Raw genomic sequence first — 12,743 nt, 5'->3', positions numbered from 1 at the left:
TGCGCCTCACAATCGGTGCCGTACTTCCCGCGCCAACCAAACGCGTCCATCACGCTCCCGCTGGTCGACATCAACCTAAATAAAGTCTCGCATCCGGCCTCTCCGAAGCTTGGCGTGACGGTCTGCGGTTGCCGCCGTTGGTGGGATGTAAACTCGAGTGTCCCTTCAAATGGTCAAGCTTCACGATCCTTTCCGGCGACAAAAGTAGCCACGCGTCCAACGTGGTCTGGCCGCGCCCGGCGGGTTCAAGCAACGATTGACCGATCGCGGCGCTCCCGCCTGACCGGCAGGGCACCTTGGTTGGGCGGGCCGTGCGCCGGCGCTGGCCGTTGTCCTCAGCGGGGAACAGCGGCGCGACGCCAGCGGGACTTCGATCGATACCAGCAACATGGCGAACTGGCTTCGGTAATAACCGAACCGGAGCGTCCGCCATCGCCATCCGCCCGCCGCTGCCGGTGCACAACACCGCATCGGTCGCGAAGCACGATCGCGCCGATTTCGCGCAGGAATTTCTGCGGCGAAACGCGAATTATCGCGCAGCTTGGGCGGCCTTTATTGATGTGCAGGAGACGCCGAAACCGACGCAAAAAACGCACGCGGAAGCACACTACTGGGGCCTGGTACGACTGTTCGATCCAGATCGCCCGGTGCAATCTGCGCCCGCAATCTGGCGTGCCGACAGCGCCTCACAGATCGTCTCGCTGACGCCCGTACCAGCAAATTTTCCCGATGCCGCGCCGCTTCCGCACGCCATTTCATCGGCCGATTTCGTGATCGATGGCGCGTGTCATCTCGTGCTCGATGTCGCCGGTGTAAGGCACCGGCTGCAGGTTAGCGCGACCGCGAAACGCGCGCCGCTTGCGATCCTCTTGCCGCCGCTTGGCGATCCGCTACGCGCTGCTGCCTGCGACGCCGCGCGCAGGATGTTCGCGCACCTTAGCCCGGCTGAACCGGCTCTGCTCATGCAGCCAAGAGTGCTGCAGCGACAACGCCTGTCGTTACTTCTGCGTGTCCTTGACGCGTCGTTGGCGGGTGCCAGCAACCGAGATATCGGCGTTGGTATCGTCTATCCCTGGCGTAAGGGAACCGAGGCGCTGGCGTGGAAAGCGAGCAGCGAGCGCCGCCGGGTCCAGCGGCTTATTGCGGAGGCCCACGCCCTAGCCGCGACAGGATATCGCCAGCTGCTGAAACTCTAGGGGCGACATTTTCTGGGGTGCGCTTTTGACCGCTCCCTCCGGGCCGCCATTCGTCGCCATTGTAGGCCAGTGATTAGAACGGCCCGCCGCATTTGCCGGGCCAGCACCCGGAGCGCCTAAATGATCACCCAACCCCCGCAGCGTCTGCTTCGCACGCCCGATGCTGCGCTCCTGCTCGGCCTATCGGCGCGTACGCTCGAAAAACACCGCTGCTCAGGAACGGGGCCGACCTATCGCAAGCTCGGCGGTCGCGTCGTCTATGCGGTCGCGGACCTGATCAGCTGGGCCGACCGCGGTATTCGCCGCTCGACCTCGGACACTACGGCCAGCGTTATATCCCCGCCGCACCGAATCGATCCGAAGGTTCTCGATCGGAAGGGCGTGGTGCGGCGATGAGTGGCATCAACGCCTTCCAGCAATCGGATGCCGTTGTCCCCCCAGGGGGACAACGCTCTCCCCGTGCGGGTATAACCACGCTTGGGTTACCCCCGCTCGCGCCAGCGGCAGGGTGCTGGATACGCTTTGGTGCGCCGGTCTTTGTCCATGTTTTCGAGGGTCACTGCCCTTTGCTCCGCTTCGTTGCGGACAGCATTTTCGCTTTTGTCAGCCGAGGACCGCACGACACTGGAACAGCGTTGGCGAAGCTCCATATCGTGCGCGTGGTCTCGCCCGGCCAGGGCTATACGACCTTACCCAACCTCGTTCCCGGCGGGGGGTTGCTTCGTCATCTTGGCCGCTCGCAGAAGACCCGCGCCTGCCAAAAGCTTATCCAAGCGATCGGCACTCTCGGTGTCGATCCTTGCGCGGTCGCACTGGATTATTGGCGGCACGTGCACAATCGGCTGATCGCGGGACATCGCGCGCATGCTCATCCGCTCGCGCTCCATCGTCCCCAGCTGCTGCGCCGGGGTCTCCGCGCATGAAGCGGTTTGGCATCATGCTCACCGCCTGTTGTGCAATCTCGGCCGTGGTCGCCCCCGCATCCACGGGGACAGTGCCACGGCTCGTCTGGAACCTCAGCGCGAGCGTGCCGATAGGTCTTTACGCCGCGCGCGTCACAAACCGCATCGATCGTGGCGAACTGGTCGCGGTGTACCCACTGGCACCTATCGCCCGACTGATGGCCGATCGCCACTATCTTCCCTTGCGCGTGCCCATGTTGAAGCGGGTTGCCGCAGTGGCCGGGCAGACCGTCTGCCGAACCGGCACCGCCATCCTGATCGACGCCAGGCACGTCGCCGAAGCGCTGCCACGCGACCGCATGGGCCGCTTGCTGCCACGCTGGAGCGGCTGTCGGACGCTGCCCAAAGGTCAAGTTTTTCTGCTCAATCCCGCGTCCGCGACGAGCTTCGACGGGCGATATTTCGGACCGGTAGCGACGCACAGGATCGTCGCCGTCCTGCGTCCCCTCTGGCTTCCCGGCGGCCGTGCAGCGGTTCCGGCAAGCGCGCCTGCCAGGCGCGAATCCACGCCCCACCCGAACACAAAGGAGCCCCGTGATGATAAAGATCGGTGAATTTACCCCGCGCGACGACGGCTATTTTGGACGGCTCGTGACCCTCGGAATCGACGTTGCGCTGACGATCGCACCTGCGACCCATAAAGATGCGAATAACGCGCCCGACTACCGGGTCTATGCGGACGAGGACGCCAACGGCCCGGAGGTTGGAGCAGGCTGGAAACGCAGCAGTGAGCGCGCGGGTGAATATGTCGCCGTTGTCATCGACGACCCGCAATTCTCCCGCGCCATTCGTGCCAATCTGTTCAGCCCGACGAGCGAAGGCCAGCCGCATCTGCTGCTGTGGCAACGCGATCAGACCCGCCGCGACAGCGAGCAGCAGTAATGCTGAGTGCGATCGGCCGTCGACGGTGCCGCCTCATTGCCGCGCTGGCGTGCTGCTGCGGGCCGGCGTCGAGCGCGCAGACACGCCCCGCAGGGGCACCGTGCAACGCGTCTTCATCACTCGACGAGCCGATCGCCCAGGCCGCCCGGCGTTTCGCCATTCCTGACGCCCTTATTCGCGCGGTGATCACCGTCGAAAGCCGCGGCGCGGTCTTTGCTGTGTCGCCCAAGGGTGCGATGGGACTGATGCAGTTGATGCCCGGCACCTGGGGCGAATTGCGCCTGCGTCACGCGCTCGGCATCGACCCATTCGACCCTTGCGACAATATCCTGGCCGGCACAGCCTATCTTCGCGAGCTTCTCGACCGCTACGGCGATCCCGGCTTCCTCGCGGCCTATAATGCCGGCCCGCGCAGGTACGAATCCTATCTCGGCGGAAGGGCATTGCCTCGCGAGACGATTGCCTATGTCGCCAGGTTGTCCGGGCAAATGGTCGGTGGCAGCAGCGCGCCCTCCGCCAGTGCATTGCTCGATGCAGAGGTCTGGCGACGCGGCGACCTGTTCGCGCGAGCGCCGCGATTGGCGACCGGGACGGCGGATCAGCAAGGTGGGCCAGCGTCCGGCGGATCCGCAGCGAACGCCGATACACGACAGTCCGTACTGTCGCGTGACTCGGTATTTGTACCTCGGACGAGTGTTCCGGAATGATCGGATCGTTAGTGCCCCCGCTAATGCTTTCTCCTGCTGGTGGAGAGGCAGGGGGATGGGTGTGGGAGGCAGCAGAAAGGGGGTGCCGGTTATGGCAAGATAAAAGAGCCGCCGTCTGCAAGCGCGTAAAGGGTTGTGAGCATTACAGAATTTGCGCCGTCGCTACCGTAAGCCTGCCGTCGCCGGACGAACTTTATCTAGATAAATCAACACTTGGTGCGCTGGCAGCACCGCCGGGAGCACCATGATGACTGGCGAAGAGGACGATCTTCGGGTCACGCCGGGGAAGATTGGGAATCGGGGCGCCGGACGCGTCAAGCCGCCGAGCTTTGCCGCGCAGGCCAAGCGTGCCGCGGCCCGGTCCGGCTTTGTCCATCATGCCACCCGGCGCGGTGGTACCGGGCATCTGGGGCGAGGTCGTGGCGCCGCACTTGGCGAACGCCGTTCGCCGGTAACGCGTCGTGTGATCGTCAAGGCGCGTCCTGTCCGCCAAAGCAGGCAGCGATTTGGTAGCGGACCACTTGTCCGGCACATCGCCTATCTCGAACGCGACGGCGTCACGCGGGACGGCCGAGACGCTGCGCTGTTCGATGCACGATCGGACCAGGCCGATCGTGGAGCGTTCGCCGAGCGCTGCGCCGATGATCGCCATCACTTTCGGGTGATGGTGTCACCCGAGGATGCCAGCGAACTCGCCGATCTCAGGACGTTCACTCGCGAGCTGATGGGGGACGTCGCCCGCGATCTGGGCACCGAGCTCGATTGGGTCGCGGTGGATCACTGGAATACCGACAACCCTCATATCCACATCCTCGTCCGTGGCGTCGCCGATGACGGCGTAGATCTCGTAATTGACCGAAGCTATATCTCGCATGGGATGCGCGATCGCGCAGAAGCACGCGCGACGTTGGAGCTCGGCCCACGCAGCGCCCGCGACATCGAGCGAACGCTCGACCGTGAGATCGAAGCGGATCGTTGGACCAGTCTCGATCGAGCGCTCACCGCGCGGACCGATAGTGACGGCATTGTCGATCTCCGACCTGAAGCCGACGCAGCACCGGCACGCCGCGATCTTCGCCTGACCGGCCGCGCCCAAAAGCTCGAACGGCTGGGAGTCGCGGTGCCGGTAGGGTCCGCGCGCTGGATGCTCAAACCGGATATTGAAGCGCGGCTCCGTGAGATTGGCGACCGCGGCGATATCATCAAGACGATGCACCGGGCCATGCGCGAGGCCGGATATGCGATCCATGAAGGACGGCTGGCAATCCATCCGTCCGCCACAACGGAACCAGTGGTCGGTCGCCTGGTGGCCCGCGGCCTACAGGACGAATTCGCTGGCACGGCCTACGCGATCATCGACGGGATCGACGGCCGACATCATCACCTGCAACTTGACGACATCAACCTTACCGCCGACGCCGGGCGTGGAGCGATCGTTGAGCTGCGCCCTAGGAATAGCGGCGGCACGGTGCGCCGCGACCTCATTGTCCATAGCGACTTGCCGATCGATCGACAGGTCACTGCGCGCGGGGCAACCTGGCTCGATCGGCAATTGCTGGCGCCAGACGTGGTGGCCTCGAACCATGGCTTCGGCGGCGAGGTCCGCGAGGCAATCGCGGCCCGCAAGGAACACCTTATCGGCGAGGGACTGATACCGCGCCACGGCGGTCGGGTAATGCTCAATCCAACCCTGATCGACACCTTGCGCGCGGCCGACCTGCGCGCCGCGACAGCGCGCATTGCACAGCGTACCGGGCTCATCGCCTATGAGACAAAGCCGGGGGGAACAATCGCAGGAACGTACCGCGAGCGCGTGACGCTCGCCTCGGGACGCTTCGCAATGATCGACGACGGCCTCGGTTTTCAGCTCGTGCCCTGGCGGCCCGAGCTCGAGCGCTCACTCGGGAGCACGGTAACAGGCACCACGGCGACGGACGGCGGGATCGGCTGGACCCTCGGTCGCAGCCGCGGCCTCAGCATATAGGAGATAGACGTGCAAGCGACCAAGATCCTCTGGGGCCAAGTCATCATCGTTCTGCTGATCGTGCTCGGCACCGTGTGGGGCGCAACTCAATGGACCGCCCATGCGCTCGGCCACCAGGCTGCGCTTGGTCCACCCTGGTTCATGCTAGGCGGCTACCCGATCTATCCACCGCCCGCCTTTTTCTGGTGGTGGTTCAGCTATGACGCTTATGCCCCGGCCATCTTCGTTCACGGCGCCTATATCGCAGCGTCGGGTGGTATCGCGGCGGTGGTCGTGGCGATCACTATGTCGGTATGGCGTGCGCGCGAACTCAAGGTCGCGCAGACCTATGGCTCTGCGCGCTGGGCGACACCGTGCGAAGTGGATCAAGCGGGCCTGCTCGGCGAAGATGGCGTCGTGCTTGGTCGGCTCGACGGCGTGTATCTGCGTCACGACGGACCAGAGCATGTGCTCTGCTTCGCGCCTACTCGGTCGGGCAAGGGTGTGGGCCTGGTTATTCCGTCGCTGCTTACCTGGCCAGGTTCAGCGATCGTCCACGACATCAAGGGCGAGAATTGGACGCTGACGGCAGGTTTTCGCGCGCGTGTCGGCGCCGTGCTGCTGTTCGATCCGACCAACCCGGCCTCTGCTGCCTACAATCCATTGCTCGAGGTGCGCAAAGGCGAATGGGAGGTCCGCGACGTACAGAATGTCGCCGATGTGCTGGTCGATCCCGAGGGCTCGCTCGAACGCCGCAATCATTGGGAAAAGACCAGCCATGCCCTGCTGGTGGGCGCCATCCTTCATGTCCTTTATGCCGAACCGGATAAAACGCTCGCGGGTGTCGCGGCCCTCCTGTCCGATCCTCGACGCCCGATCGAGGCAACGCTCGCCGCGATGATGTCGACGCCGCATCTCGGCAAGGCAGGCGTTCACCCAGTTGTTGCCTCCGCCGCTCGCGAGCTGCTCAACAAATCCGATAACGAACGGTCCGGCGTACTCTCGACAGCCATGTCGTTTCTGGGTCTTTACCGCGATCCGGTGGTCGCGCAGGTGACCCGCACCTCCGAGTGGCGCATCGCCGATCTGGTTGAGGGTGATCGGCCAACGACGCTTTATCTGGTCGTGCCACCTTCAGACATCAGTCGGACCAAGCCGCTCATTCGTCTCCTGCTCAACCAGATTGGCCGGCGGCTGACCGAGGAGCTGAAGCCGAGCACAGGGCGGCACAAGGTGCTGCTCATGCTCGACGAATTCCCGGCGCTCGGTCGCCTCGATTTCTTCGAGTCCACGCTCGCCTTCATGGCGGGTTACGGGTTGAAGGCATTCCTGATCGCCCAGTCGCTCAATCAGATCGAAAAGGCCTACGGCCCTAACAATGCGATCCTCGACAATTGTCATGTCCGGGTGAGCTTCGCGACCAATGACGAACGCACCGCAAAGCGGATCTCCGATGCGCTCGGCACCGCCACTGAGCTCCGCGCGATGAAGAACTATGCCGGTCACCGGCTTTCGCCTTGGCTTGGTCATCTGATGGTGTCGCGCACCGAAACCCCGCGAGCGTTGCTGACGCCGGGCGAGATAATGCAGCTACCGCCGGACGAGGAGATCGTCATGGTCGCCGGTGTCCATCCGATTCGGGCGAACAAAGCCCGCTATTTTGCCGATCGACGTTTGACCGCCCGCGTTATCGAGCCGCCGTCAGCGGTGTCGCGTCCTCCGCGCGCAAACGATTGGACCGACGCGCCAAGAGCAGACCAGGCGCAGGCTTCCACTACGGCCGAGAATGGCACCGAAGATGCGGCCAATGGGGGCGTGCGGCGGGAACCAGAATTACCTGTCGAGCAGGACATCGCGCGCCCGACGCCGCCGCCGGCACCGCCGCGTAACGAGTTCGATTTCGATGACACTGCATCCGAGGATGCGAGCGTCGCAAAACGCACCAGTCGCCGCGTGCGCAATACTGCTCGCCTGGCGTCACTCGATCCTCAGGACGGGATCGACTTGTGAGCGCCCTGCGGATCAAACACACGTTTCGCCTGCCGCCAGCGTTGTCGGCACAGCTGGCAGACTATGCCGCACGCAAGCGCGTTACCCAAGCCCTCGTCGTCGAAACCGCGCTATCGTCCTTCCTGTCGGGAAACAGCAGCGAGCATCTCGAGGCCGTACTGGGCCGGCGACTCGATCGGCTTTCGCGACAGGCGGATCACCTTGCCCGGCATGTCGAACTTGGCAACGAGGCTTTGGCCTTGTTCGTGCGCTTCTGGCTTCTCAACAACCCGTCATTGCCGGATACCGCGCTGCCTGCTGCAAAGGCGATGGGCAACGAGCGCTGGGCGCAATTCCGCGAAAGTCTCAATCGCCGGATGGAGGTTGGTCCGCGGCTGCAGGACGAAATCTCAGACGATATCGACCCCGCCGCCTAAACGCGTATGGCCTAACCCTCGGTCAGCTTTTTAGCTTACTTTAGCCGTCATCAAGTCTTTTGTGCTTCACCCTTCGATGTCGCGCCCCATCGTCCGCCCGCAGCCCCGCTTCGACACCCGGATGCTCAGGTCACCTCCCCTATTGGCTCAGTATGGGAAGCTTCGCGGTGCGTCCGGTCCTATCAGGGGCGCCGCCGTAGCGTCAGATTATCCTAAGGTGGGCCGACAATCCAAATTCCTCGAGTGTGTACTGTCCACTTCATGTGTCGTGGTGATAGAACGCTAAAGCTCCAGCTCACCGCACCGCTTGCAAACCCAGCATTGAGCTACGCCTGATTCGGTCAAGCGAGTGATAGATCACGCGGAGAAAGCTTTGGCGGCAGCATGAGCGGGATACCAGCCGCGCCAATACTTTCTTATTCTACGCTATGCTGCGAAGGCACCAATAAGTTGTTGCAACAGTAAAAAGCAGGTCTCTTTAGTCAGCCCTGTCGCCGGATCACTTTGCTCCGGCCTGGAAAACAGGGTCCACACCGGTGAGTGCAGCTCCATACCGTTCTGAAGCTTCGCGGCGCGGCGCGCGCATGTTGCGCACCGCGCTCGGTGCCTCGATCGCCACATGGCTAGATGATGCCGAGGTGGTGGAGATTATGCTCAATCCGGACGGCCGGCTCTGGATCGACCGGCTCGGCACCGGTCTTGCGGACAGTGGCACTATAGTGTCCGCGGCGGACGGTGAACGCATCATTCGCCTGGTCGCGCACCATGTTGGTACCGAAGTCCATGCCCGCTCGCCGCGTGTGTCCGCCGAACTTCCGGAATCGGGCGAGCGCTTCGAGGGCCTGTTACCCCCGGTCGTAACCGCACCCGCCTTCGCAATCCGCAAGCCCGCGATCGCGGTGTTTACCCTTGATGACTATGTTCAGTCCGGCATCATCTCCGCAGCGCAATGTGCGTTACTTCGTATTGCGGTGACCGGGCGCGACAACATCCTTGTCGCTGGCGGCACGGGTACCGGCAAGACCACATTGATCAACGCGCTGCTTGCCGAGATTTCAGGCACCGATGACCGCGTCGTTTTGATCGAGGACACGCGTGAGCTGCAATGCACGGCGCCTAATCTTGTCGCGATGCGCACCAAGGAAGGCGTGGCGACGCTCTCTGACCTGGTCCGGTCGTCGCTTCGTCTGCGTCCCGATCGCATTCCGATCGGCGAGGTCCGCGGCGCGGAAGCGCTTGATCTCCTGAAGGCCTGGGGCACCGGGCACCCCGGCGGTTTTGGGACAATCCATGCCGGCAGCGCGCTCGGTGCGCTGCGCCGTCTTGAGCAGCTCATCCAGGAAGCCGTCACTACGGTTCCGCGCCCGCTGATCGCCGAGACCATCGGCCTGATCGCGGTGCTGGTCCGCGACGGCGCCGGCCGACGCCTTGCCGAACTTGCCCGCGTCCAGGGCCTCGATCCCGCCGGCGACTATCGCCTCCACTTCCTCACTACTGGAGAGTCCGAATGATCGTTTCGCTGTCCCCCGTCCGCACCCACGGTTCGGCGCTGTTTGTCTCCGCGCTGGTCGCGCTCACCGCCGGCCCGGCACACGCTTCGGGATCGTCGATGCCCTGGGAGAGCCCGCTGCAATCGATTCTGGAAAGCATCGAAGGGCCCGTCGCCAAGATCATCGCGGTGATCATCATCATCACGACCGGCCTGACGCTTGCGTTCGGTGAGACCTCGGGCGGATTCCGCCGGCTCATCCAGATCGTGTTCGGGTTGAGCATCGCCTTTGCCGCGAGCTCCTTCTTCTTGAGCTTCTTCAGCTTTGGCGGCGGGGCGCTGATCTGATGGATCATATCCATCCCGGCGCCGCCATTCCCGGCTATTTTGCGCCAGTTCACCGCGCATTGACCGAACATATCCTGCTTGGCGGTGCACCGCGTTCTGTCGCCATCGTCAACGGCACGATAGCCGGCGCCGTCGGTCTGGGTCTGCGCCTGTGGCTGGTCGGCCTGGCGCTCTGGGCGGTCGGCCATGCCGCCGCCGTCTGGGCTGCGCGCCGAGATCCACAATTCCTCGAAGTCGGGCGACGCCACATGCGCTACCCCGCCTTCCTGCGTGTGTGAGGCAATCATGATGTTCCTCCGCGAATACCGCGCACGCGGTTCGGCCCTAGCCGACTTCCTGCCCTGGGCGGCGCTGGTCGCGCCCGGCGTCGTACTCAACAAGGATGGCTCCTTTCAGCGTACCGCCGCGATCCGTGGACCCGATCTGGACTCGGCGACGCCTGCCGAGCTGGTCGCCACTGCGGGCCGTCTCAACAGCGCACTGCGCCGGCTCGGCTCCGGCTGGGCGATCTTCTTTGAGGCGCAGCGCGTTTCGATACAGGATTATCCTGGCGACGCCTTTCCCGATCCTGTGTCAGCTCTGGTCGATCGCGAGCGCCGCGCGCAGTTCGCCGAGGAAGGCGCGCATTTCGAGAGCCATTATTTCGTCACCTTGCAATGGATGCCGCCCGTAGAAGATGCGGCACGTGCCGAGGGCTGGCTGTACGAGGGTCGATCGCGCAGCGGCGTCGACCCAAGCGAGCTGCTTGCCGATTTTAACGACCGCAGCACACGCCTGCTCCAGTTGCTCGAAGGCTTCTTGCCGGAGGCGCACTGGCTCGATGATGGCGAGACGCTTACCTATCTGCACTCGACGATTTCCACGAAGCGTCAGCGTGTCCGTGTCCCTGAAACGCCAATGTATCTCGACGCAATCCTGGCCGACGAACCGCTTATCGGTGGGCTCGAGCCGCGGCTGGGCGGTCAGCATTTGCGCACCCTGACCGTCACCGGTTTTCCAAGCGCGACCTTTCCCGGCCTGCTTGACGATCTCAACCGGCTGGCTTTTCCATATCGCTGGGTCACGCGGGGGATCACGCTCGACAAGACCGATGCGACGAGGCTGATTTCGCGTATCCGCCGGCAGTGGTTTGCCAAACGCAAGTCGATCACCGCCATCCTCAAGGAGGTGATGACCAACGAGGCATCGGTGCTGATCGACAGCGATGCGTCGAACAAGGCGGCCGACGCCGACCTCGCATTGCAGGAGCTCGGCGGCGATAGCGTCGGGCAGGCGTATGTGACAGCGACGATCAGCCTGTGGGATGCCGATGCGGCGACGGCAGCCGAGAAACTGCGGCTGGTCGAGAAGGTTGTTCAAGGTCGCGACTTCACCGTGATCGCCGAGGGCATGAATGCGCTCGAGGCATGGCTCGGCAGTCTGCCGGGTCAGGTCTATGCCAACGTCCGTCAGCCTCCGATCTCAACGCTGAACCTCGCGCATATCGTGCCACTGTCCGCGGTCTGGGCGGGGCCGGCGCGCGACGAGCATTTCGACGCATCGCCGTTGTTCTTTGCTCGGACCGAGGGCTCGACGCCGTTCCGCTTCTCGCTTCACGTCGGCGATGTTGGCCACACCCTGATCGTCGGGCCAACTGGCGCAGGCAAGTCGGTGCTGCTGGCACTGATGGCGTTACAATTCCGCCGCTACGACAACGCGCAAATCTTCGCATTCGATTTCGGCGGATCGATCCGCGCCGCGGCACTGGCCATGGGCGGCGACTGGCAGGACCTTGGACACACACCGCAGGACGAGGCTGCGCACGGCGTTCGGCTACAGCCCCTTGCCCGGATCGATGACCTCGCCGAGCGCAGCTGGGCTGCCGAGTGGCTGGGCGCGATCCTCGCCTCCGAAGGTGTGCCACTTGACCCGCAGGGCAAGGAGCATCTTTGGGCAGCCCTGAACTCACTTGCGTCTGCGCCGGTGTCGGAGCGAACGATCACCGGCCTCGCGGTGCTACTTCAGTCTCAGCCTCTCAAGCAGGCGCTCGGTCCCTATTGTGTCGGCGGCCCTTACGGGCAGCTTCTCGACGCTGAGACCGAGCATCTTGGCCAAGCGCGAGTCCAGGCCTTCGAGACCGAGGGGCTGATCGGTACTGCCGCCGCTCCCGCTGTGCTGTCCTATCTTTTCCACCGGATCGAGATGTATCTCGACGGTGCGCCAACGATGATCATCATCGATGAAGGCTGGCTTGTTCTCGATAGCCCCGCTTTTGCCAATCAGGTGCGCGAATGGCTGAAAACGCTGCGCAAGAAGAATGCGAGCGTCGTGTTCGCGACGCAGAGCCTGGCCGATATCGAGACGTCGACGATCGCTCCGACCATTGTCGAAAGTTGTCCGACCCGCATTTTCCTACCCAACGAGCGCGCGTTGGAGCCGCAGATTGCCGCGATCTATCGTCGGTTCGGGTTGAACGAACGCCAGATCGAGATCCTTGCTCGGGCCACGCCCAAGCGTGACTATTACTGCCAGTCGCGCCGCGGCAACCGCTTGTTCGATCTCGGACTTGGCGAAGTCGCGCTCGCGTTCACCGCCGCTTCGTCGCGCGCTGACCAGCGACGCATCGCCGATCTTCTTGAAGTCCATGGCCGCGCTGGCTTCGCGGCCGCGTGGCTAAGAGTCCGTTTGAGAATGTTCACGGATGGACAATTCTCCGGAGCATGAGGCTGCCGAGAGCGACATGGATCATGGCCTCCGAGACGTCGATCCGTTGCTCGTAATCGCGAACGAG

14 protein-coding genes and 1 pseudogene are annotated in these 12,743 nt (G+C 63.7%); 13 read left to right on the top strand and 2 right to left on the bottom strand.

Translation table 11 applies throughout. The features are described 5' to 3' along the window. Positions 1–455 precede the first annotated feature (455 nt). From U1739_RS18285 to U1739_RS18260, 6 genes are all read left to right on the top strand, one after another. The gene (locus tag U1739_RS18285) at positions 456–1,196 is read left to right on the top strand and encodes a DNA -binding domain-containing protein (protein WP_332710037.1); all 741 of its coding nucleotides are present in this window, start codon (positions 456–458) and stop codon (positions 1,194–1,196) included. Between the two features lie 120 nt (positions 1,197–1,316). Next, positions 1,317–1,592: a helix-turn-helix transcriptional regulator gene (locus U1739_RS18280; protein WP_332710036.1), complete on the top strand. Its 276-nt coding sequence runs from the start codon at positions 1,317–1,319 to the stop codon at positions 1,590–1,592. Continuing rightward, positions 1,589–2,119, top strand: a complete 531-nt coding sequence (locus U1739_RS18275) for a DUF2840 domain-containing protein (RefSeq protein ID WP_332710035.1) — start codon at positions 1,589–1,591, stop codon at positions 2,117–2,119. Before U1739_RS18280 ends, U1739_RS18275 begins: the two co-directional genes overlap by 4 nt. Then, positions 2,116–2,712 carry a S26 family signal peptidase gene (locus tag U1739_RS18270; RefSeq protein WP_332710034.1) on the top strand — a complete coding sequence of 199 codons (597 nt, stop codon included), beginning with the start codon at positions 2,116–2,118 and terminating at the stop codon, positions 2,710–2,712. The genes U1739_RS18275 and U1739_RS18270 overlap by 4 nt, the downstream gene beginning before the upstream one ends. Beyond that, positions 2,696–3,040 carry a DUF736 domain-containing protein gene (locus U1739_RS18265; protein ID WP_332710033.1) on the top strand — a complete coding sequence of 115 codons (345 nt, stop codon included), beginning with the start codon at positions 2,696–2,698 and terminating at the stop codon, positions 3,038–3,040. The genes U1739_RS18270 and U1739_RS18265 overlap by 17 nt, the downstream gene beginning before the upstream one ends. After that, positions 3,040–3,747, top strand: coding sequence for a lytic transglycosylase domain-containing protein (locus U1739_RS18260; RefSeq protein WP_332710032.1), 708 nt, complete (start codon positions 3,040–3,042; stop codon positions 3,745–3,747). Before U1739_RS18265 ends, U1739_RS18260 begins: the two co-directional genes overlap by 1 nt. Before the next feature lie 193 nt (positions 3,748–3,940). On the opposite strand, the gene U1739_RS18255 is transcribed toward U1739_RS18260, so the two are convergent. After that, entirely contained in the window at positions 3,941–4,399 is a 459-nt protein-coding gene (locus tag U1739_RS18255; RefSeq protein WP_332710150.1) for a hypothetical protein, read from the bottom strand. A 468-nt stretch (positions 4,400–4,867) separates the two neighbouring features. Between U1739_RS18255 and U1739_RS18250 the strand changes: the two genes are divergently transcribed. The 7 genes from U1739_RS18250 to trbE all read left to right on the top strand — a co-directional run bounded on the left by U1739_RS18250 (position 4,868) and on the right by trbE (position 12,676). Next, positions 4,868–5,731: a DUF3363 domain-containing protein gene (locus tag U1739_RS18250; protein WP_332710146.1), complete on the top strand. Its 864-nt coding sequence runs from the start codon at positions 4,868–4,870 to the stop codon at positions 5,729–5,731. A 9-nt stretch (positions 5,732–5,740) separates the two neighbouring features. Then, the gene (locus U1739_RS18245; RefSeq protein ID WP_332710031.1) at positions 5,741–7,720 is read left to right on the top strand and encodes a conjugal transfer protein TraG; all 1,980 of its coding nucleotides are present in this window, start codon (positions 5,741–5,743) and stop codon (positions 7,718–7,720) included. Then, complete coding sequence (locus tag U1739_RS18240; RefSeq protein ID WP_332710030.1) at positions 7,717–8,136, top strand: CopG family transcriptional regulator; 420 nt, start codon at positions 7,717–7,719, stop codon at positions 8,134–8,136. The genes U1739_RS18245 and U1739_RS18240 overlap by 4 nt, the downstream gene beginning before the upstream one ends. A 584-nt stretch (positions 8,137–8,720) precedes the next feature. Then, positions 8,721–9,647, top strand: coding sequence for a P-type conjugative transfer ATPase TrbB (gene trbB, locus U1739_RS18235; protein ID WP_443025600.1), 927 nt, complete (start codon positions 8,721–8,723; stop codon positions 9,645–9,647). Beyond that, positions 9,644–9,973 (top strand): TrbC/VirB2 family type IV secretion system protein, encoded by a 330-nt coding sequence (locus U1739_RS18230; protein ID WP_332710028.1) that lies wholly within the window; start codon positions 9,644–9,646, stop codon positions 9,971–9,973. The genes trbB and U1739_RS18230 overlap by 4 nt, the downstream gene beginning before the upstream one ends. After that, positions 9,973–10,251: a VirB3 family type IV secretion system protein gene (locus U1739_RS18225; protein ID WP_332710027.1), complete on the top strand. Its 279-nt coding sequence runs from the start codon at positions 9,973–9,975 to the stop codon at positions 10,249–10,251. Before U1739_RS18230 ends, U1739_RS18225 begins: the two co-directional genes overlap by 1 nt. A 7-nt stretch (positions 10,252–10,258) precedes the next feature. Next, on the top strand, positions 10,259–12,676 hold the full coding sequence (gene trbE / locus U1739_RS18220; protein ID WP_332710026.1) for a conjugal transfer protein TrbE: 2,418 nt from the start codon (positions 10,259–10,261) through the stop codon (positions 12,674–12,676). On the opposite strand, the pseudogene U1739_RS18215 reads toward trbE, so the two are convergent. Further along, positions 12,648–12,743, bottom strand: a pseudogene (locus U1739_RS18215) (IS5/IS1182 family transposase); the annotation flags it as partial. The gene trbE and the pseudogene U1739_RS18215 sit on opposite strands and share 29 nt — an antisense overlap.

The sequence above is a fragment of the Parasphingomonas puruogangriensis genome, from assembly GCF_036663635.1.
GTDB lineage: Bacteria > Pseudomonadota > Alphaproteobacteria > Sphingomonadales > Sphingomonadaceae > Sphingomonas.
The sequence above is the reverse complement of the archived record's forward strand: the minus strand, read 5'-3'. Positions and strand labels throughout refer to the sequence as shown.